This window comes from Marinifilum sp. N1E240 (assembly GCF_009295825.1).
In the GTDB taxonomy this organism is placed as follows: Bacteria; Bacteroidota; Bacteroidia; order Bacteroidales; family Marinifilaceae; genus Marinifilum_A; species Marinifilum_A sediminis.
This window is the reverse complement of record NZ_WHKF01000004.1, coordinates 64,127-85,784: the sequence shown is the minus strand read 5'-3', so window position 1 is coordinate 85,784 and position 21,658 is coordinate 64,127. Positions and strand designations below refer to the sequence as shown.

Below are 21,658 nucleotides of genomic sequence, written 5' to 3'. Positions count from 1 at the left end.
TTACACTCTAACGACCTATTAACAGATCAATTAACAAACATGGCACATCAATTGGTTATTGTCAGATAGAATTGAAATCATAAAATAATTTGTGATTGTAGAGTTTAACATTTAGAATTGTAATTCAAAATCCAACACTAATGATTAAAATTGAAAATCTGACGAAAGTTTTCAAAACTGAAGACATAGAAACAACAGCCCTAAACAGTATAAACTTAGAGATTAAAGAAGGTGAATTTGTCGCTATTATGGGACCTTCTGGATGCGGAAAATCAACACTTTTAAATATCTTAGGAATACTTGATAGTCCATCTGATGGACGATATTTCTTTTGTGATGATGAAGTTGGAATGCAAAAGGAAAATCAAAGAAATAAGCTTCGAAAAGGAAACATCAATTTTGTTTTTCAATCGTTCAATTTAATTGATGAATTGAATGTTTATAAAAACGTAGAACTCCCTTTAAAATATTTGCACTATTCTTCAGCAAAAAAGAAAGAACGTGTTTTGGAAATGTTAGATCGAATGAAAATAGGTCACAGAAGAAATCATTATCCACAACAACTGTCAGGTGGACAGCAGCAAAGAGTTGCCATTGCTAGAGCTGTTGCAGCAAATCCAAAACTTTTACTTGCCGATGAACCTACTGGTAATCTGGATTCGAAAACCGGGCTGGAAGTAATGAATTTATTAAGCGAATTAAATAATGATGGAACTACAATAGTAATGGTTACCCACTCAGAACGAGATGCCGAATTTGCTCATCGTGTTATTCGATTGTTCGATGGAGAAATTGCGCTTGAAAATACTAAAAAGGAAATTGCACAAGTTGTATATTAATCAATAAAAGCTATGAAAATACTATCTCAAAAAAACAAGTGGGCTACGATTAATATTATTGGTATTGCTATTGCGTTTGCTGCTATTTTATTGGTAAGCACCTACACCATACACGAATTGTCATTTGACAAATTCCATTCAAAGGCAGATAATATCTACCGATTAAACGTAGATAAACCTGGAAGAGTAGGATTTATGGAAACTGCTGACAATCTTCAAACAGCTTCCTTAAATGGTTATTACACATCGAGTTTATATGATTATTTTCCCGAAATAAAAGATGTTACCTTACTAACTAATACTTACAATTTAAGCTTGAAAGTCGGAGCTGAAACATATAGTATTGAAAAATCGTTTTACACAGATCATTCCTTTTTTAACCTATTCGATTTTAACCTTCTACAGGGAAATAAAAATGATCTTTTTAAAAATACCAATGAAATTGTTTTAAGTAAAAAAGCCGCGCTTAAGTATTTTGGCGATACTAAGGTTGTTGGTAAGGAAGTAAAAATAAAATCGGAATATGATAATAATGATGGAACAAGCTATACCGTGAAAGCTGTTTTTGATGATTTTCCATCTAATTCTCATATGACTTTCAATTTACTGATTTCAGAGAAAACAGAAAACCTGCAAAGTCCATATGGTACTGCTTTTACTTATTTACTTCTGCAAAAAGAGAGTAATCCAATTCAACTAGCAGATGCTTTAAATCTGTATTGGAAAAAAAATGTAAAAGAGAGTGAATTAGCGCCCACGTTCAAATTAATGAATCTAAAAGATATTCATCTAAAAAGCCACATGCGTGATGAACTGGGATCAAATGGCAATTTGAATTCCATTATAATTCTGGTTATTGGTGCATTAATAGTATTCCTAATCGCCATTGTAAATTATTCAAATTTAAATTTTGTACAGTTTACTACCAATCTAAAGGATTTAAAAATAAAAATCATTAATGGAGCTTCGCTTTTGAATTTATCAACAAATCAAATTGGTGTATCTCTTTTTCATACCTGCATTGCTATTGTTATTGGAACTTTAATTGCTATAAATTTTGATAATATTTCTAATTTTAATCTGCAGTTTAATTTCTCAATAAAACTCTTTTTATGTGTATCGATTTTTTTTGCAATTCTATTTAGTTTTATTGCTTTGCTGCCTCTTTATACAAAAAACATATCGAATAACTTAAGTAAAACTCCTGATCAAGGATCCAAAAAATTTATCATTTCACTTGTATTCCAATTTGTATTGTCAATATCAGCAATAATACTTACCATGGTATTACACAAGCAAGTTGATTATATCCAAAAAACACATCCAGGAGAAGATAAAGAATCCATATTAACCATTAGCAATTTTCCATATGAGGCTATAGCTAAATTTGATTTGTTAAAAGAAAAAGTGCAACAACACTCCGAAATTGAATATTTAAGTTCCACATTCATGCCACCTGGAATCTTTCCTGATTTCGAGCACTCTTTCGAAATGGAAGGAATTGAAAACAGCAAGGAGAATAGAATCATGATTAATTCAGTAGAAAAAGACTTTTTCAAACTATTCAATATTAAAGCCTTAGTTGGAAATTTAGAATTACAGAATGGATCAGATTTTATCTGGGAATGCAAAGCAATAACACCCAATAGCGAGATAGCACTCCAGAATTTAGAAAAACTCGATCCTATCCACAAAAATTTTAAAGAGCAATACATATTAAATGAATCAGCGGTTAAAAAACTAGGGTTTAAAAATCCCGAAGATGCTATCGGAAGACAATTTCAATATCATTTTAGAGCTCCTCGGTATTTTAAAAAGGGGGAAATTGTAGCTGTAATTAAAGATTTACACTATGCTGATCTTTTTTCGAAAGAATTACCAATGGTGATTGGTCTTAAACGTATTTTTAATGGAACTTTTCTAGTGAAAATTAATAAAAACAAAAAAGCCGAAGCAATCCAGAAACTTACTAAAGAATGGAATCAGTTATTTCCCGATTCGCTAATGAAATATAAATTTCTTGATGATATTTACGCCGAAATTTACAAAAACCAATACAAGGAAATGAAAGCACTTACATTGTTCGCTATTCTTTCCATATTACTATCAATTTTGGGAATGTTTGCATTATCATCCTACAGCATTCAGCACAAAACCAAAGAAATTGGAATTAGAAAAGCAAATGGAGCTAGTTCTTTGGAAATTATGATACAATTAATTAGGGAATATGCTATTTGGGTTGCTCTGGCATTTATTATCGCCTGTCCGCTAGCCTATTATACTGCAGAAGACTGGTTACAGCACTTTGCTTACAAAACAGATTTATCATGGTGGATATTTGCCCTTGCTGGTATCATAGCTTTGATCATTGCAATTGTTACGGTAAGCTGGCAAACCTGGAATGCAGCAAGAAAAGATCCGATTTATGCTCTTAAGTACGAATAATAAATACACAGACTTGAATCGTGGGAACTTGTTTCATGAAAAACCGTAATTCGGATTAAATAAAGTCCGGACTATCATAAAAAGTTGTCCGGACTTTTTTTTCTCAGATCAAGAGTTTTGCGCTAAATTTTATTCAAAAAAAGTGCCACTCCGAGGAGCAGCACTTTTAGGTTGCGTGTAAAATATATAGAGAAAACTTTACCCTACTAATCTGCTTTTAGGCTTCTGTGCCATAAGCATTTCTTTTGTTTTGATATCAAGCTTTGATTCTTTCTCCTCAGGCTGAGTAATTTCTCCGGTTGCTTGAGTAGAATCTCCTCCCATACTATACAATCCCTTAAGCATCATAGCTTCTTTCTCTTCTGCAGGAATTGCTCTGTAAGCAGCTTTCTTCTCGTCAATGATTCTTTGTTTTTCTTCCTCTTCAGCATTTACTTTTTCGTAGTAAGCATCGGCTTTTCTGTTTTTCAAGAAAGGACCAGCAACAGTTGGGAATAATTCCAACAATAGCATTTCTTTTTCGTTTTCAGCCAATTTAACTCCACCAAACTCATCCAATACTGGATTCTCCGGTGATTGATATTTACTTACATCAAAGTCAGTTGCTTCGCTCTGACCACAGATCTTATGACGGTATTCCGGATCGATATCGATTGGAGTTTCACCGTACTCCCCTTTTACAAGGTTAAAGAACTGGTTATTTACGTTTGTATATGGAGCTTTACCGCTGTTCACATCCAATACATAGTTTACTGCCTGTACACCGATAATTTGCGATGATGGAGTAACCAATGGAGGACAACCTGCTGCAACTCGTACTTCCGGTACTTTCAATAATACAGTTGGCAATAAATCTTCCAAACCTAAGCTTTTCAACTGAGCCAACATATTGGTGTACATGCCACCTGGAATTTCAGCAGCTTTGACCTCTTCGTTTGGTGCCGGGAAGTTGAAGAACTTATCAATAGCGTTACAAACCTCTAACAATTCTTCTTCCTTATCAGCTTTAGCTAATTCAATAGCTTTATCGAATAATGAATCAATCTCTTTTGGAAGATAATCAGCAGTAATATCAAATTCTAATGGGAACATTTTGTAAGAATCGAATTCTGCAATTCTCTCACGAATTCCCTTTAATTCCTTGTTGATTTCAACAACAGCCTCCAGATTCACACCTGTGTCCAAACCTAACTTATCAGCAAAAATCTGAATGATTTCGAATGCCGGAGCAGCTGGTCCACCTGCAAAATTCAAGATGTTTGTATCAACAATATCAACACCATTAACAATTGCCATTAAAACAGCACCTAAACCATAACCTGGAGTACAGTGAGTATGAAAATCAATAGGAAGATCAATCTCTTTCTTCAAACGCTTGATAATCTTACCTGATAATGATGGAGGAATCAATCCAGCCATATCCTTTACGGTAATCATATCAGCTCCCATTGCTTCCATTTGCTTCGCTTTGTTAACAAAATAGTCAACATCGAAGATCTTCTTAGGCAACTTCTTACCCGCAAGTAATGCTTTCCATCTTTGCTTTCTTGTAAACTTAGGATCTACAGTATAACAAACAGCACAGTCGGCAATACCGCCTGCCTCTTTCATATACCTAATGGTAGTTTCCATGTTCTTCACATCGTTCAGACAGTCGAAGATACGCATGATACCCAAACCGGATTTCACAGCATTCTTATTGAAACCTTCGATTACTGACTCTGGATATGGAGAATAACCAAATAAGTTTCTACCACGAGATAGAGCTGTTAAATGTGAAACATCACCAATAACTTCTTTAATAGACTCTAATCGATGCCATGGATCCTCATTCAAGTAACGCATTACAGAATCAGGAATTGCTCCACCCCATACTTCCATTGCATAGAAGTTAGCATCTTTGTACAAAGGCAGAACTGTTTCAATTTCAGCCTGAGGAACACGAGTAGCAAATAATGATTGCTGACCATCACGAAGGGTAAGGTCACGAATCTTTAATCTACCTGTACGTTTGATTGCAGCTCTTTCAGCAGCAATTTTCTTGCGATTTGCTTCTCTTTGTGCTTCGAATTCTACTTTACGCTTTCCTTCTAAGTAACCTTTAGCTACCAATGGGAAAAGTTCTAGCAACATGAATTCTTTATCGTCCTTAGCCAATTTTACGTTTCCGTACTGTGGCAATGTTGGATTTTCAGGAGATACATAAGCATCTACATCATATTCTACTTTTTCAGCTTTTCCTGTGATTTTTTCACGAAATGCAGGAACAATATCAATTGGAGTTGTTCCATATTCACCTTTAACCAAATTAAAGAATTGGTTGGATACGTTAGTATAGAACGGACGACCAGAGTTCTCATCGATTACACAGTTTACAGCCTGTACACCTACAATTTGAGAAGAAGGGGTTACCAATGGCGGACAACCTGCATCCAAACGAACCACCGGTACCACTTCTAACACTCTCTCAAGCAGGGTTTCCAAACCTAAAGCTTTCAACTGGTTTAGCATGTTAGTGTACATACCTCCAGGAATTTCCGCATTCTTAACCATTTCGTTAGGAGCTGGGAAATTAAAATATTCTTCAATTGCATGACAAGCTTTCAACAATTCTTCCTCGTTGTCTGCTTTTGCATGCTTAATTGCCACATCGAATAATTGATCAATGTTTGCTGGCAATTTATCTTTTGTAATATCAAATTCAATTGGGAATTGCTTGTAGCTATCTACATCAGCCAAAGCATTCGTACGAATCTCTTTCAGAATTTTGTTGATTTCTACAACAGTTTTCGCATCACCATCTAATTCAATGCCCAATTTCTGGCAGAATAAATATACCAATTCGTATGCCGGAGCTGCTGAACCACCAGCAAAGTTCATGATGTTTGTGTCGATAATATCAACACCATTAACTATCGCAGAAAGAGCAGAAGCTAATCCGTATCCAGGTGTAGAATGTGAATGGAAATCAACAGGAATACTTAATTCTTCTTTAAATCGGCGAATGATTTTACCTGCAAATGAAGGTGAAGCTAATCCAGCCATATCTTTAAGTGAAATCATATCGGCTCCTAAAGCTTCAAGCTTCTTCGCCATGTTCACAAAGTAGTCAAGATCAAAAATTTGCTCAGGAAGATCCTTAATTGTTAATCTTTCCAAATCTTCTTTTTTAGTAGGAAACTTGGAATCTACAGTGAAACACACAGCACAATCAGCCAAACCTCCAGCTTCTTTAACGTACTTAATTGTAGATTTCATATTTTCGATATCATTCAAACAATCGAAAATACGCATGATACCCAAACCTGATTTTACGGCTTGTGTATTAAAATTCTTAATTACTGTTTCAGGATAAGGGCTATAACCAAATAAATTTCGTCCACGAGATAAGGCGGTAAGTTTGGAAACATCACCAATCACCTCTTTAATGGACTCTAGACGATACCAAGGATCCTCATTCAAATAACGCATTACAGAATCAGGTACTGCTCCACCCCACACTTCCATTGCATAAAAGTTTGCTTTCTTATACAGGTGCAATACTTTCTCGATCTCTGCTTGCGGCATTCTAGTCGCAAAAAGAGATTGCTGTCCATCTCTTAATGTTAGATCCCTGACTAATAGTTTCCTTTTTTTCATACCCTGACTTATTAAATATTCAAATCAATATCACTCGAGAGAGTTCTTTTTTTGGAATCAAATCTGATTGATGATTGTTTCCGGATCAAAAATAAAAACTATTTTTTATTGAAGAAATATTTCTTCAATAAAAGCTGTGTGTTGTACGATATCAAGATTAATGAGTATAAACACCCACCTTAATTAGTGATTTTTTTCCTTAATAACTTCGTTTCTATTTCGCAATCGATAGCAAAAACTGTAATCCAGAGATTGCAAAATATGAAAATCTTAATAAATTCGGGACGATGGTGAGATCGATATAAATTCATACCAAAATTAACCGATAGAACCTACTGTTAACTAATAATAGGGGTAAAACACCCATTCTTATTTTTTTAATTTCAAAAAACTGCTAAACAACATATCAATACTCGACTTTTGTAGGAAGAGAATTTCATTCAAAGCAAATTTTAGGTGTAATATTTAAATCCCATATCCACTAAATTAAATCAAAAGTTCAGTTTTGATCAATCTCCTATTCATTTCGTAAAAAGATGATTACTTTTGCCCTGTTAAAATTGAATCAATAAAAACCGCATTTGCTCTTATTGTAAAAATGGGAGCAAAGCACTAAATAGCAGGTCGTGAGTATAATCGGACAATACGCAGAATTAAAAGTTGCCAAACTAGTTGATTTCGGAGTTTTTCTGGAAGGTGAAGATGAAGCTTTAATATTGCTTCCAAATCAATATGTTCCAGCCAAAACACAAATTGATGACACTATTAAAGTCTTTATTTATCGTGATTCTGAAGATAGAATTATTGCTACAACACTGACTCCAAAAGCTATTGCAGGAGAATTTGCGGTTATGAAAGTTAAATCAGTAACCAATGTTGGTGCCTTTTTGGATTGGGGTTTAGCCAAAGATCTTTTGGTACCTTTCAGTGAGCAAAGAGATAAATTGCAAGAAGGGCTATCCTATCTGGTTTTCGTGTACATAGATGAATCAACGGGAAGAATTGTTGCAACTGCTAAAATTGAAAAAATTCTTAAAGATGTAGAGTTATCTTATAATGAAGGTGATGAAGTAGATATTTTAGTTGGGAAGAAAGGAGATTTAGGTTTCCAAGTCTTAATTAATGATGATGCATTAGGAATTATCTACAAAAATGAAATTTTCGGTCACTTAAAAACCGGAGATAAAAGAAAAGCTTACATCAAGAAACTAAGACCTGACGGAAAAATCGACATTAGCCTTCAACAGCAAGGATATCAGAATGAAGTACCAAAATCGGGACAACAGATCTTAGATATGCTTAAAGATGAAGAAGGATTTCTTCCTTTAAATGATAAAAGTTCTCCTGATGACATTTACTACACACTAAAAATGAGTAAGAAAAACTTCAAAAAGGCTATTGGACTTTTGTACAAGCAGAAACTAATTACAATTGAAGATGCCGGAATTTATCTGGTTCAATAATACTAAACCACAACTAACTTAAACATGAACAATTACCTTAAAACATTATCTCTTGCCGTTGTAATGCTATTTTCAGCTACAACAATGGCACAAGACAAATCAGATTGGAAAGCTGGTGTTCCTGAAGGCTGTACTACCATCACAGTTGGAAAAATGGCAACAGTTGACGGATCTGTTATTACATCACATACTGATGACAGTCACCGAACTCGCGCATGGATGAATGTAATGCCTTCAAAAAAGCACGAAAAAGGAAGTAAGTTTGATCTTTACGAAAGATCGGCATATGATAGTTTAGCTATGCCAACTTATCAGCATAAAAAAATTGGAGAAATTGATCAGGTTGAAAAAACCTACCAATATTTGAATACTGCTTATCCTTGTATTAATGAAAAGCAGTTGGCAATTGGTGAGTCTACATTTGGTGGACGTGAAGAACTCTTCTCTAAAGAATGTTTGATTGATTGCCAGCGTTTGCAACAATTAATGTTGGAAAGGTGCACAACAGCACGTGAAGCGATCACCTTAGCAGGTGATTTATTAGCTAAATACGGTTGGAGAGATTATGGAGAATGTTTGACTATAGCCGATAAGAAGGAAGTTTGGCATTTCGAAGTTGTTGGTCCAGGTGAAGGAAAAATAGGTGCAATTTGGGTAGCACAACGTGTTCCTGATAATCATATCTCAGTTAACGCCAATGCTAGTACAATAAAAGAAATTAATCTTGAAGACAAGGAGCATTTTATGGCTTCTAAAAACGTCTATGCTTTAGCAAAAGAAAAAGGATGGTGGAAAGAAGGTGAAACATTCAAATGGAATGCTGTTTATGCTCCTAAAAGCAGACTATCATTAGCTTCAAGAAGAAGAGAGTGGAGAGTGCTTTCAATGGCGGCTCCTTCTTTAAATTTAGATGCGAATGATAAAAATTATCCTTTTTCGGTAAAACCAGATGAAAAAGTTAGCATGGATAAATTGGTAGAAATTTTTAAGGACTACTATGAAGGAACTCCATACAACTTTGTAAAAAACATCAAACAAGCCGATGAAGATGGTAAGGAAGTATTGTCTCCATTTGCCAATCCATTTATGCCTTATGGTATGAATCGTCTTTTCCGTGTAAACGGAGGTTGGGGTGAACTTGGAGAAAGAACCATTGCTCGTTGGTACACTATGTATGCGACCATTATTCAGTGTCGTGACTGGTTGCCTGATGATATAGGAGGAATTGTTTGGTTGGCTCAAGATAATGTGGCCACATCAATTTATATTCCGGTTTATGCAGGAACAACTGATTTAGCGGAAAGTTATAAAGTTAAAGCAAGAAGAACTGGTTATACTCGCACATCTGCATGGTGGGCATTCAACCGTTTAGGAACACTTACAGCTCAACGTTGGGGAGATATGAGACATGATGTAGATAACGTTTTTGTTCCTCTTCAGAAAAAATATTTTGAAGAGCAAGCTAAAATTGATGATGAATATCTAAGTTTGAGCAAAAAGAAACGTAAAAGTTTCCTTACCAATAGAAGTATACAATTAGGTAACGAAGTTGTAGAGAAAGCCTGGGAAATTGGCGATGGACTTTGGACCAAATACGACGAGAAATTTTAAGATTAAAATATTTTGAGAGTAGCTTTTTTAGCTACTCTTTTTTTATGCAAAAAAATCGAAACCTTCAATAAACAACTCTTTAATAGACGCTTATTGCTTACAACACTTTAATATCTATCCTTATAGAAGATTTTAAACTCTTTTTATCTGCATAAATGAAGAAAGGTATTATTATTGGCGGTGGAATTGCCGGGTTAACAGCTGCTATAACAATGGAACAAGCCGGTTTAGATTTTACTGTATACGAAGCAGCACCTGAACTAAAACCTTATGGAGCTGGTATTTGGATGGCACCTAATGCCATGCAGGTATTCGATAGAATTGGTGTTAAGAATGCCGTTTTAAATGCTGGTATTGAATTGGAAAGAGTAGGTATAACCAATGAAAATCTACAGCTAATCCATGGATTGGATATGAGCAGAATGAAACGAAAGTTCGGTTCTTCAATAGTGGCTGTTCATCGTGCCAAACTTCAACAGGTTTTATATTCGTTTGTTAGCCCTGAGAAAGTAATATTAAATAAAGCATTGGTTTCAGTAAGCGATAATAGCAATAAAGTTGAAGTAGAGTTCGCAGATGGAACAAAAGCTGAAGCTGATTTTGTGATTGGTGCAGATGAGATGAATTCTAAAGTTAGAGCTCATATTTACCCTGAATTCCCATTGCGCTATTCTTCTCAAACCTGTTGGAGAGGTATGGTAACTCATGATCTTTCGAAAGAGTGGAAAAATTCTACTCTTGAGTTATGGGGTAAGCAATTGCGATTTGGAATGGCTGAAATGGCAGACAATCAAATTTATTGGTTTGCTGTAAAAACTGCACCTGTAGGAGAACAAGATACAACCGTCAACATTAAGGCTTATCTTTTAGACGAATTCTCTCAGTTCGATGGACCTGTGCATGAATTAATAAATGCCACTCCTGATTATATGATTCGAAGGACTGATTTGTTCGATCTTCCCGGATTAAAACAATGGCATAAAGGAAAAGTGTGTTTAATTGGAGATGCAGCACACGCAGCAACACCAAACTTGGGACAAGGTGGAGCACAAGCTGTCGAAGATGCTTATTCTCTTGTTACCAAATTGAAATTTGAAGGTAACATAGAAAAAGCATTCTCTACTTTCAGAAATGAAAGGTATGGTAAAGTGAGAAAGATAATATTCGGATCCTATTGGATTGGAAGAGTTGCACATTGGAAACACTTTAGAGGAATTCGTAATTTCTTCCTAAAGTACACTCCATCTTTCATGGAAAACATCCAACTGGATAGTATATATAAAATCAATTCGTCGAACAATAAAACTATCTGATTGTTTCTAAGAAAAATCAAATATGAAAAAATTAATAATTTTATTAACGGTTATGTGTTTTGCATTCGCAATTACATATGCACAAAGTAATATTTATCAATTTAAAGTTGAAGATATTAATGGTAACGAATTTGACTTTTCTCAGCTAAAAGGTAAGAAAGTAATGATTGTTAATACGGCGTCAAAATGCGGACTTACTCCTCAATACAAAGATTTAGAAAGCTTGTATCAAAAGTACAAAGATCAAAATTTTGTCGTTATAGGTTTTCCTGCAAATAATTTTCTACGACAAGAACCGGGGACGAATGAAGAGATAAAATCTTTCTGTTCTCAAAATTACGGAGTAAGTTTTCCTATGATGTCCAAAATTTCTGTGAAAGGTGATGATATGCATCCTGTTTATCAATGGCTAACTCAGGAATCATTTAATAAAGTTATCGATTCCAAAGTAAAATGGAATTTTCAAAAATATCTTCTCAACAAAAATGGAGAACTGTTCAAAGTTATTTCTCCAAGGGTAAATCCGATATCAGAAGAAATAACATCCTGGTTGGAGAATTAATTTTCATTTCTAATTAAGAACAAAAGGCTTTAGTGTGATTCTAAAGCCTTTTGTTGTTTCATAAAAATTTATTATTAACTTATCAGATACTTTTATTATATTTATTTAACCATTGATGATTTACTGAAGACCAGCAATTAGCAAAAAAAAATGACATCAAAACTTAAAAATAATTTAAATAAAAGCATTGCCCCAAAAGATATCTCTAACCGATTCTTTTTTTCATTGCTTCTTATCATTTTGATATTTACAACCGTCTTTGTTTACACGTATAAAAAAAATACAGACAAATTAAATGAAGATCATTTACAACAAAGTAAGGAACAAATTATTCAGGCTAAAAAAGATTACCTGAAAGCAGTTGTTGACAGAACCATTTCTGAAATTGAGTTGATTGAAAAAATGCATCTTCAGCTGAACAACAATCCCGATGAATCCACTTATAAACTAATTAAAGAACAAGCCAAGGCATTTATTCGAAACACCATACTACAAGATTCAGGCTACATTTGGGTGGATGAAGTCATTAGTTACAATGAAGGAGACAAATTTGCCATAAGAATGGTTCACCCTAATCTTCCAGAAACTGAAGGTGACACTATTTCTACCTCTACCAAAGACATCAAGGGAAATACTTTTTATCTAACTGAATTAGAAGGTGTAAAACGATATGGAGAATTATACTTTTCATATTGGTTTAAACATTTTGGCAATAATAAAATTTCCCAAAAACTCTCTTATGCCAAATTATATAAAAAATACAACTGGATTATAGCTTCAGGTGTTTATTTAGATGATGTTGATGAATTTATAGCCAGCGAAACAAGTAAAAGCGTACTAATAACCACCGAACACAATAAGCTAGCTGTTATAATTGCACTAACAACTATTTTGCTATCAATAATTAGCGCCCTGTTTTATCGCAAAAGAATCACCAATATTTTAAAATTCTACATGAATAAAGTACATGAGCGAGAAAATGCCTTGAAAGAAATAAATTTGTCTTTGGAAAATATCGTAGAAGAAAGATCAAGACAGCTTTCTGAAAGCGAAAAGAGATATCAGGTAATTTTTAGAAACAATCAATCAATTATGATGTTACTAAATCCATCAAACGGTGACATTTTAGATGCAAATGATGCGGCCTTAAATTTTTATGGCTATTCTTTAGATGAAATTACCTCAATAAATATAAGTAAAATTAACACCTTAAGTAAAAAGGAAGTTGAACTGGCAATACACGAAACCAATAAATCCGGATCCAAGTATTTTTTATTTAAGCATCGCCTTTCGAACGGAAAAATAAAAGATGTAGAAGTATACACAGAGAGAATGACAATAAATAGTAAAGAGGTATTTTTCTCAATCATTCATGATATCTCTAAATTGCGCAAAACCCAGCAGGAATTACTAATTGCAAAGAAAAAAGCTGAAGAAAGTGACCAATTAAAAACCGCTTTTTTAGCCAATATGAGTCATGAAATTCGTTCCCCTTTAAATTCTATTTTAGGATTTACTGATTTACTGTCTGGATCAAACATTAGCATCGATCAAAAATCACGATTCACACAAATTATAAATAACTCAGGAGAACAACTCATGAGAATTATTGATGATATTATTGATATTTCGCACATTGAATCAAATCAACTCACCTTATCAATTTCTTCAATTTCCATTAACAATAGCTTAGAAGAAATAGTCACCGGATTTAAAAACTCAAGGATGACATCAAAGAATAAAAACATTGATTTATATTTGCAAATACCTAATAAAAAAATTGATTATAAGATTAAAACAGATGAAGTAAGATTTACTCAAATTTGTAATAACTTATTAAATAATGCATATAAATTTACTGAAAAGGGATCTATTGAAATTGGATATACTCTTGGTGATTCATCACAAAATAAATATCTAAATTTCTATGTTAAGGATACCGGACTTGGTATCCCTAAAAATAAATTCAATTTAATTTTCGATCGTTTTTCTCAAGTTTCGCATAATGATTATCGAGAAGGAAATGGTCTCGGACTAAGTATTACAAAAGGTTTGGTACAGCTGTTAGGTGGTGAAATAAATGTAGAATCGACCTTAGGTAAAGGCACAACTTTTTATTTCACCATTCCAATAACTTACAAAAGCCAAAAGCAAGAAAAAGTTGATTCTGATTATGTCTAGTTCTTGCGTTCAAGCTCCTTTAAGTTTTCCATCTTTTTAATTGATAGATATGAATTAATATCACCAAGGTGCTCTTTCACTTTTTTATTACCAAACTCATATACCTTTTCAACCAAACCATCAAGAAAATCTCTATCGTGAGAAACTACAATTATGGTTCCATCAAAATCTTTAAGAGCTGATTTTAAGATATCTTTGGTTTTCATATCCAAGTGATTCGTAGGCTCATCCAGAATCAATAAATTAACTGGTTCCAAAAGAAGTTTAATCATTGCCAATCTGGTTTTCTCTCCACCTGATAAAACTTTCACCTTTTTGGTTGAGTTATCACCTCCAAACATAAAAGCACCTAGTAAATCCTTAATTTTAGTTCGGATATCTCCTATTGCCACATGATCAATGGTTTGAAAAACAGTTAAATCTTCATCCATTAATGATGCTTGATTTTGAGCAAAATAACCAATCATACTATTGTGACCCAAAGTAAGTGTCCCACCATGATCAATTTCCTGCATAATGGCTTTAACTAAGGTCGATTTTCCTTCTCCATTTCTTCCAACAAAGGCAATTTTCTCTCCTCTTTCAAGCGTTAAGTTCACATTCTCGAAAACAAGGTGGTCTCCATAATTTTTAGACACATCATCCATAACAACTGGATAATTACCCGAACGAGGCGATGGTGGAAATTTTAATCGAAGAGCTGAAGTATCTTCCTCATCCACTTCAATTATTGTAAGCTTCTCCAACATTTTAACACGCGATTGAACCTGCAAAGTTTTTGAGTAAGTTCCTTTAAATCGCTCTATAAAAGCTCTATTTTCAGCAATCATCTTTTGTTGCTCATCGTAAGCTTTTTGCTGATGAACTCTTCTCTCCTTTCTCAACTCTAAATATTCAGAGTAAGATGCTTTATAATCGTAAATTCGCCCCATTGTAATTTCTACAGTACGAGAGGTGATATTATCAACAAAGGCACGGTCGTGAGAAATTACCATCACAGCTTTTCCTGAATTAATCAGGAAATCCTCTAACCACTGAATCGATTCAATATCCAGGTGATTTGTCGGCTCATCTAATAAAATTAAATCAGGTTTTTGTAATAGAATTTTAGCCAATTCAATTCTCATTCTCCATCCGCCACTAAACTCATTGGTTGGTCGGGTAAAATCTCCACGCATAAAACCCAATCCCAAAAGGGCTTTTTCCACTTCCGCATCATAATTAATCTCCTCAATAGAGTAAAAATTTTCACTCAAAGCAGAAACATCTTCAATCAACTTGTAGTAACTTTCCGATTCAAAATCAGTACGGGATGCCAATTGTGCATTCAACTCCTCAATTTGCTTTTCCATATCAAAAATATGGGCAAAAGCCTGAGCTGTTTCCTCAAATACTGTTCTTGTATTTGAAGTTATAAGATGCTGTGGCAAATAGGCAATGGTTTTGTCTTTAGGAACCGAAACTCTACCTCTTGATGGAGTATCAACACCAGCTATTATTTTTAACAAGGTTGATTTACCAGCACCATTCTTACCCATTAGGGCAATACGGTCCTTTTCATTAATAACAAAGGAAATATCTTTAAATAGAGTTGTTCCACCAAACTCAACAGCTAATGCATCTACGCTAATCATCTTTTCAATTTTATTAAGCCGCAAAGATAATTACTTTATACAATTCCTAAAGAACCAAAGTCATTTACGTAAATTTTTAATTGTTTTCTATTTAAGATCCTCAAGAATTTAAGCATTAATTTTATTGTTTTTGAGATGTTCAACCACCCATTTGTTGGTAACACTTTTAGGTCTTATAATAGGCTGACCTAATCCTTGCGCAAGAATATTTTGTGCGCAAAATCCTAAAATTCTTGAAACTCCAAACAAAACTGTATAATAATCAAATTGATCCATACCAAACTTTAAAAGAAGTGATCCAGAAGCAGCATCAACATTTGGCCATGGATTTGCAACTTTTCCACCATTATAAGTTTTAAGAATATTAGGTGTAACCGCAAAGAGCATTTTTGCAATTTTAAAACAATAATTCTCCTGACAATATTCGTCACCAAATTTCATAAATGCTGTAAAACGTGGATCCGTAACTCTTAAAACAGCGTGTCCGTATCCTGGAATCACTTTTCCAGAATCAAGAGTTTTCAAGACAAAATTCTTCACATTATCCAATGTTACCGCAACACCATACCTCTCATGAATTTTTAAAATAAACTTTAAACACTCCTGATTGGCCAAACCATGCAGTGGACCTGCCAAACCATTCAATCCTGCAGAAATTGCATAATACAAATCCGATAAGGCAGAATTTACCACACGAGAAGTAAAAGCACTTACATTCCCTCCTTCATGATCACAGTGAAGAACCAGGTACAATCGAATTAGTTTAGCAAATTTTTCATCCGTACCGGAGATTCCCAACATATTTGCAAGATTTCCTGCCCAATCTAAATTAGGGTTGTGCGGAATTAACTCACCATCTCCGAAACGAATTCTATATATTCCAGCAGCCAATTCAGGCAGTTTCGCAAGCACATTTAAGGCATCTTCCAATGTATATTTCCAATATTCAGTCTTTGCTATCCCTTTCTGATATTCACGTTTAAAAATCGATTCATTCTCCATTGACAAAATTCCTAAACTTAACATCGTCATAGGATGTGTGTCTTTAGGAAGAGCCCTAAGAACATCCCAAGTATACTCAGGTACACCTGTTCGCTTATTTAGCTCAATCCTAAACTCGTCTAAAAAATCGCTTTCGGGAAATTTCCCCGTACATAATAGGAAAAAGATCTCTTCGGGGTAACGAGATGAAAAATCTTCTGTGGTGTATTCTCCAATATGCAAACCTGAATATGGATCAACATAGGAAGTATTGCAGACTAAAGCTGTTAATCCTCTCATTCCACCATAAACCTGACCCACTGTCACTTCAGATAAAACCGCACTTTTGCCCTGTGCAAAAATGGAATCTATTTCGTTTTGTAAATTATTTAGATTTAATCGTATTTCTTCTTTTAAAATGGACATATCCTACCGTTTTAATCATTACACCAACTATCCAAAAAAAAGTACGTTATACACGTCATTAAGAGACTTATGAAGTCTTAATAAGTTACAAAAAAAAGATTAGAATATCGGTTAAATAGAAGTCGAACATATGGCTTATAAAACACAATAAGGAAGTTCTGTAATAGAATTGTCTTCTTAATTACATTTCAGGTTTTTTTTATCATCCTTTACTGATACTTCATTGAATTTACCTAACTTATAAGAAGTTAATAATCAACGAATCTAAAATCAACATTAATTTGGATCAAATGAAAAAGAAAAATAAAATTATCTACTGGATAGCTACAGGATTACTTACGGCGCTCATGCTTATGTCGGCAAGCATGTATTTTTTAAATTACGAAATGGTAAGCCAAACTTTTAACAATTTGGGCTTTCCAACTTTTGTTATCTATCCATTAGCTATTGCTAAGATTCTAGGTTTAATTGCAATTTTAAGTCGTAAATCTCAACTATTAAAGGAATGGGCTTACGCCGGATTTTTCTTTGATTTCCTTTTAGCCTTTGGAGGACATTGGATTGCTCAAGATGGGGAATATCTTATGGCACTAGTTGCTATGATTCTACTAGTTGTATCGAGAATATACGACGGGAAAGTATTTAAATAGTAGGATTCTATAAATAAAAAGGCTCCAAATATAGTTTTTGGAGCCTTTTCTTAATATAAATCGTTAATTACTGCTTAATAATTTTCCAGATACTCCTTTCTTCGCCAATAACAATTACCATGAGGTACAAACCAGCAAAGTTTATCACTCAAGTTAATGTTGTTGGTTTGTGAAAGTATGTTGGTTCTGTAAATTAAATTCCCACCCGAGGCAAACACCTGTATGGAAGAATTAGTACTTAAATCTTCGTATCCTAAAATATCCACCCGAAGTTGCCCTCTGGTTGGATTAGTATAAATTTTGATTTCTTTCTCTGCCAAAACTTCGGTAAAGAAATCTTCTATTTTCTCAGAAGTAAATCCCTCTGTTCCTGCACCGTTTATTTCTGTTTTGGCGCCGCCCAAATCAATGGTTCGGCTTACTCGGTTGCCTGCGGCATCGTAAGCGAAATTTATGGTGTTTTAGCTCTTCCCACTTACATCACATACAAAGCAAAAATCAATATTGTATTAATATGCTTCATATTCATTTAATAGTTAATTTATATTCCAATACATACGAAAAGATTTTAGATGTAAACCTTCTCTATAAACATTTATAATTTCGGAGCCCGAGTTTTTTACAATACTATCACTCTCATTTACATATTCAAAGAAACCACTTTTATCTGCATTCCAAAATGTTTTCATGATTACTCCTGATCTATCCAAAATAAGAGTTTTATTATTATGGTTTTTCTGGTCAATATATTTCTTACTAACAATTCCAATATATTCCTTTTCAACCTGTCCTTTAAATAATTGAGGTAATTTGGAACTCTGTTTTTCTATAGTATAAGTGAAAAATAAAATTCCACTGATAATTATTAAGCCTATATAAATAGACTTGATCCAATTTCTCTTCATATTTTCAACTCTTGAAATCTTTCAATAATAAATCCTTTAATTCTGGAGTAAAGTGAGACCAAACAAGGTAAAAAAAATTACCATTGTGAAGAATAATTTTACACCCCTCTTCTTTTTCTTTTAGGGTGAACATTATCGTCTCATTTTTAATTTTCACTTTGTTGATATCAAAAACTAATTGCTGACTTTTATAATTTAGTATTTTAAAAGTTTTTATAATTAATTTATCGTTAGCTATTGTAATATTACTCACTGTGTTGTTAACTGTCCGTAAACACTTAAGCAATCCTCCAATATTAAATACTACCATAACCACGGTAAGAAATATTCCTAAGTATTTTATACCTTCGCTTCTAGCACTAAATATCATGAGAAAAGAGAAGATACCTATAAATAGTGGTGAAAGGTAAAAATATTGATTGATATTTTTTTTACTCTTGCGCAAATAGGAATCTCCATTTGAGTTTAATTTATATTCCATTTTTAATGATTATAATTATATAATACTTGAACCTCTGAAACTACAGAATAAGCTATACCAACTTGAACATCAAAACATTTAATGGTATTAGCAGGATTGAGGCTTATAACCATACTCCTCAATGATAATACACTTCCACCAACAACAATAAATATTGTAAAATCATTTAAACAACTCCATTCAAAATGGGAAAATACAAAAAAGCGCCTCATTTTTACCACAAGACGCTTTTTATGTTTACACAAGCATTACTGCTTAATAATTTTTCTGGTCCTCCGCTCCTCAGCAATGGTAATTAGACAAAACATTTGAGACCTAAGCATAAAAAAAGCATCCCAAAATGGGATGCTCTTATAACAAGCTCTGTTTGTATATATTATTTCACTGCAACTACTAAGTATTTAGAAGCTTTCCAGAATTCTTCAGGATTTAAGATTGTAATTGCTTCAATCTCTTTTTCTGTTCCTTCAATTCTGTATGAATCACTTGGGTGTGAAGTTACCAAGCTAACTTTCTTACCAGAAACCGGAATGCTTGTTGTTTGAGTAATATCAATTTCGTTGAAGTTCTCAGGATTAATTTTTTGGTTCAACTTGTTAGTTGCTCCAATTCCTAATAAACCACCTTCGCTAGTTACAACTTGCTTCATCTTCAATTCCTTGATATCTCCAATTACGTAATGTGCTGTATTCAAGTCGGTAGTTTGCTCTTCAATCACTTTTGCTTTGTTGTCATTTTCAGTGTTTAATGCTACAACTGTACCATTCAACTCAGTCACCTGACCATTCAAATTCTCTACTTCAACATTTAACTGTGCAACTTGATCAGTTAAAGCCACTAATGATGCATCTTTCTCTTCGATTTGAGTTTTTAATCCAGCAACTAATTTCTTCAATTTCGAATTTTGATACCAACTATTCTTTAGTTTCTTATCTAAACTCTCAACCTTAGCTCTGTTTTCTTCTAAAAGATCACGAACCAAATTCAAATCGTTAACAATTTGCTCTTTCTGTCCAACTGAAGGATTTTCATTTGCGTTAACTGCAATAATTTGTTCCTTCTCTTTAATAATGTCCAAATTTGCTGCGATCACATCAAATGATTCAACAAAATCATCAATTGTAGAATCCTTTTCTTGAGCCATTTGTGTAAGCTGTACATTTTGCTCACGTAATTGTTTTAATTCTTTCTGGTTACAAGCTGTAAAAAACGGTAACACTAATAATGCAAATACTAACTTTCTCATAATTCTTAATTTTTAAACAGGTTTACATCAATTCAAATTCACGATTACATATGAGAATACTGTGCCGAAAATATTTTCAATGCCATTTTCACACACCTATAATATTTAATCATCTAGTTTTCAGTCTATCAATAAAAAATATTTATTTGGCACATACAATTATTGGTTGTTCGTGTATTAAAAATGTGTGGGAAAGATTCCACACTTTGTAGAAATCCGCTCTACAAAAAAAGCCTGCACATGGCAGGCTTTTGGGAGGGGACTTTTGGTTTTACCCAAAAGTTATCGATTTTCGTTAATTTCTTTCATCCTTTTTATTCCAAATTAAAGCTGCTGCACCTAAAACTGCTGCATTGTCTTTAATTCCCGAAGGCAATACTTTTATTTTATCCTTATAGATTGGTAAAAGATGTTTTTCCAGTGTTTCTCGAACCGGATCAAAAAGAATATCTCCAGCTTTTGTCAGACCACCAAATAAAAAGATGGCTCCCGGACTGGTAACAGCTACTACATTCGCCAAAACTTCACCAAGCATTTGAGCAGTATAAGCAAAGGTTTCATTTGCAACCAAATCTCCTCGATCAGCAGCTTCGGCAACCATTTTTGCGGTAAGCTGACTGAATGGCACATCTCTCAATTCGCTATGCCCAAGATGACGAGCCAATAATTTATAAACAGTTCTTTTAACTCCTGTAGCCGAAACGTAAGTTTCTAAGCAACCTTTACGCCCACAACCACATTCGCGTCCACTTTTACGAACAATCATGTGTCCAACTTCTCCAGCAAAACCATCATGTCCATATAGTAAATCACCATTTACCACAATACCACTACCCAATCCTGTACCCAGAGTGATCACCATGAAATTGTTCATTCCTTTAGCTGCTCCAAATACCTTTTCTCCCATTGCCGCAGCATTGGCATCATTGGTAATAATTACCGGAACATCTAATCTTTCTTTCACTAGAGAAACTAAAGGCACACTTCCCTTCCATCTTAAATTAGCAGCTTGTTCAATTGTTCCTGTATAATAGCTTGCATTTGGTGCTCCAATACCTATTCCAATTATTTCTAATTCCTCATTCGACTCTTTAAGTTTTACCTTAACACACTCGAACAACTCATCTAAATAATCATTAATATCTGCATGCTTTTGAGTTGGAATACTTCCTGTCACCAAACATTTCCCCTCTTTATCTATGCATCCAAACACAGTATTGGTTCCACCAATATCAATACCTAAAGCGACTTTTTTCATTTCTACTTTTTTCAATATTTTATT

The 21,658-nt window shown here is 33.9% G+C and carries 16 protein-coding genes; 8 read left to right on the top strand and 8 right to left on the bottom strand.

Annotated elements, in window-relative coordinates:
- The first annotated feature begins 140 nt into the window (after window positions 1–140).
- On the top strand, window positions 141–839 hold the full coding sequence (locus GCQ56_RS11865; RefSeq protein WP_152734690.1) for an ABC transporter ATP-binding protein: 699 nt from the start codon (window positions 141–143) through the stop codon (window positions 837–839).
- A gap of 12 nt (window positions 840–851) precedes the next feature.
- A complete protein-coding gene (locus GCQ56_RS11860) occupies window positions 852–3,284 on the top strand; it encodes an ABC transporter permease (protein ID WP_152734689.1) in 2,433 nt (810 codons plus the stop codon).
- Window positions 3,285–3,482: 198 nt separating this feature from the next.
- Here GCQ56_RS11860 and GCQ56_RS20520 read toward each other — a convergent pair whose 3' ends face one another.
- A complete protein-coding gene (locus GCQ56_RS20520) occupies window positions 3,483–6,923 on the bottom strand; it encodes a hypothetical protein (RefSeq protein WP_227006067.1) in 3,441 nt (1,146 codons plus the stop codon).
- Between the two features lie 626 nt (window positions 6,924–7,549).
- Between GCQ56_RS20520 and GCQ56_RS11850 the strand changes: the two genes are divergently transcribed.
- The 5 genes from GCQ56_RS11850 (at window position 7,550) to GCQ56_RS11830 (ending at window position 14,053) form a co-directional block, all read left to right on the top strand.
- Window positions 7,550–8,386 carry a S1 RNA-binding domain-containing protein gene (locus GCQ56_RS11850; RefSeq protein ID WP_299993998.1) on the top strand — a complete coding sequence of 279 codons (837 nt, stop codon included), beginning with the start codon at window positions 7,550–7,552 and terminating at the stop codon, window positions 8,384–8,386.
- A gap of 24 nt (window positions 8,387–8,410) precedes the next feature.
- Entirely contained in the window at window positions 8,411–9,997 is a 1,587-nt protein-coding gene (locus GCQ56_RS11845) for a dipeptidase (protein ID WP_152734688.1), read from the top strand.
- Between the two features lie 155 nt (window positions 9,998–10,152).
- On the top strand, window positions 10,153–11,310 hold the full coding sequence (locus GCQ56_RS11840; protein ID WP_152734687.1) for an FAD-dependent monooxygenase: 1,158 nt from the start codon (window positions 10,153–10,155) through the stop codon (window positions 11,308–11,310).
- 22 nt (window positions 11,311–11,332) lie between these two features.
- Window positions 11,333–11,872, top strand: coding sequence for a glutathione peroxidase (locus GCQ56_RS11835; RefSeq protein WP_152734686.1), 540 nt, complete (start codon window positions 11,333–11,335; stop codon window positions 11,870–11,872).
- A 150-nt stretch (window positions 11,873–12,022) separates the two neighbouring features.
- Window positions 12,023–14,053, top strand: coding sequence for an ATP-binding protein (locus GCQ56_RS11830; protein WP_152734685.1), 2,031 nt, complete (start codon window positions 12,023–12,025; stop codon window positions 14,051–14,053).
- On the opposite strand, the gene GCQ56_RS11825 is transcribed toward GCQ56_RS11830, so the two are convergent.
- Together GCQ56_RS11825 and GCQ56_RS11820 are read right to left on the bottom strand one after the other, a co-directional pair.
- Complete coding sequence (locus tag GCQ56_RS11825) at window positions 14,050–15,687, bottom strand: ABC-F family ATP-binding cassette domain-containing protein (protein ID WP_152734684.1); 1,638 nt, start codon at window positions 15,685–15,687, stop codon at window positions 14,050–14,052. The genes GCQ56_RS11830 and GCQ56_RS11825 overlap by 4 nt on opposite strands.
- 108 nt (window positions 15,688–15,795) lie before the next feature.
- Entirely contained in the window at window positions 15,796–17,094 is a 1,299-nt protein-coding gene (locus tag GCQ56_RS11820; protein WP_152734683.1) for a citrate (Si)-synthase, read from the bottom strand.
- Window positions 17,095–17,384: 290 nt separating this feature from the next.
- Between GCQ56_RS11820 and GCQ56_RS11815 the strand changes: the two genes are divergently transcribed.
- Complete coding sequence (locus GCQ56_RS11815; protein ID WP_152734682.1) at window positions 17,385–17,744, top strand: DoxX family protein; 360 nt, start codon at window positions 17,385–17,387, stop codon at window positions 17,742–17,744.
- A 74-nt stretch (window positions 17,745–17,818) separates the two neighbouring features.
- Here GCQ56_RS11815 and GCQ56_RS11810 read toward each other — a convergent pair whose 3' ends face one another.
- The 5 genes from GCQ56_RS11810 to GCQ56_RS11790 all read right to left on the bottom strand — a co-directional run bounded on the left by GCQ56_RS11810 (window position 17,819) and on the right by GCQ56_RS11790 (window position 21,634).
- Entirely contained in the window at window positions 17,819–18,148 is a 330-nt protein-coding gene (locus GCQ56_RS11810; protein WP_152734681.1) for a hypothetical protein, read from the bottom strand.
- Between the two features lie 132 nt (window positions 18,149–18,280).
- Window positions 18,281–18,649, bottom strand: a complete 369-nt coding sequence (locus tag GCQ56_RS11805; protein WP_152734680.1) for a hypothetical protein — start codon at window positions 18,647–18,649, stop codon at window positions 18,281–18,283.
- Window positions 18,650–18,653: 4 nt separating this feature from the next.
- The gene (locus tag GCQ56_RS11800) at window positions 18,654–19,130 is read right to left on the bottom strand and encodes a hypothetical protein (protein ID WP_152734679.1); all 477 of its coding nucleotides are present in this window, start codon (window positions 19,128–19,130) and stop codon (window positions 18,654–18,656) included.
- A gap of 376 nt (window positions 19,131–19,506) precedes the next feature.
- Window positions 19,507–20,376 (bottom strand): hypothetical protein, encoded by an 870-nt coding sequence (locus tag GCQ56_RS11795; RefSeq protein WP_152734678.1) that lies wholly within the window; start codon window positions 20,374–20,376, stop codon window positions 19,507–19,509.
- Between the two features lie 295 nt (window positions 20,377–20,671).
- Entirely contained in the window at window positions 20,672–21,634 is a 963-nt protein-coding gene (locus GCQ56_RS11790) for an ROK family protein (RefSeq protein ID WP_152734677.1), read from the bottom strand.
- Window positions 21,635–21,658 lie beyond the last annotated feature (24 nt).

Coding starts and splice junctions, on each gene's coding strand:
- GCQ56_RS11865 (WP_152734690.1), top strand. CDS start 141: ATGATTAAAATTGAAAATCTGACGAAAGTTTTCAAAACTGAAGACATA.
- GCQ56_RS11860 (WP_152734689.1), top strand. CDS start 852: ATGAAAATACTATCTCAAAAAAACAAGTGGGCTACGATTAATATTATT.
- GCQ56_RS20520 (WP_227006067.1), bottom strand. CDS start 6,923: ATGAAAAAAAGGAAACTATTAGTCAGGGATCTAACATTAAGAGATGGA.
- GCQ56_RS11845 (WP_152734688.1), top strand. CDS start 8,411: ATGAACAATTACCTTAAAACATTATCTCTTGCCGTTGTAATGCTATTT.
- GCQ56_RS11840 (WP_152734687.1), top strand. CDS start 10,153: ATGAAGAAAGGTATTATTATTGGCGGTGGAATTGCCGGGTTAACAGCT.
- GCQ56_RS11835 (WP_152734686.1), top strand. CDS start 11,333: ATGAAAAAATTAATAATTTTATTAACGGTTATGTGTTTTGCATTCGCA.
- GCQ56_RS11830 (WP_152734685.1), top strand. CDS start 12,023: ATGACATCAAAACTTAAAAATAATTTAAATAAAAGCATTGCCCCAAAA.
- GCQ56_RS11825 (WP_152734684.1), bottom strand. CDS start 15,687: ATGATTAGCGTAGATGCATTAGCTGTTGAGTTTGGTGGAACAACTCTA.
- GCQ56_RS11820 (WP_152734683.1), bottom strand. CDS start 17,094: ATGTCCATTTTAAAAGAAGAAATACGATTAAATCTAAATAATTTACAA.
- GCQ56_RS11815 (WP_152734682.1), top strand. CDS start 17,385: ATGAAAAAGAAAAATAAAATTATCTACTGGATAGCTACAGGATTACTT.
- GCQ56_RS11805 (WP_152734680.1), bottom strand. CDS start 18,649: ATGAAGAGAAATTGGATCAAGTCTATTTATATAGGCTTAATAATTATC.
- GCQ56_RS11800 (WP_152734679.1), bottom strand. CDS start 19,130: ATGGAATATAAATTAAACTCAAATGGAGATTCCTATTTGCGCAAGAGT.
- GCQ56_RS11795 (WP_152734678.1), bottom strand. CDS start 20,376: ATGAGAAAGTTAGTATTTGCATTATTAGTGTTACCGTTTTTTACAGCT.
- GCQ56_RS11790 (WP_152734677.1), bottom strand. CDS start 21,634: ATGAAAAAAGTCGCTTTAGGTATTGATATTGGTGGAACCAATACTGTG.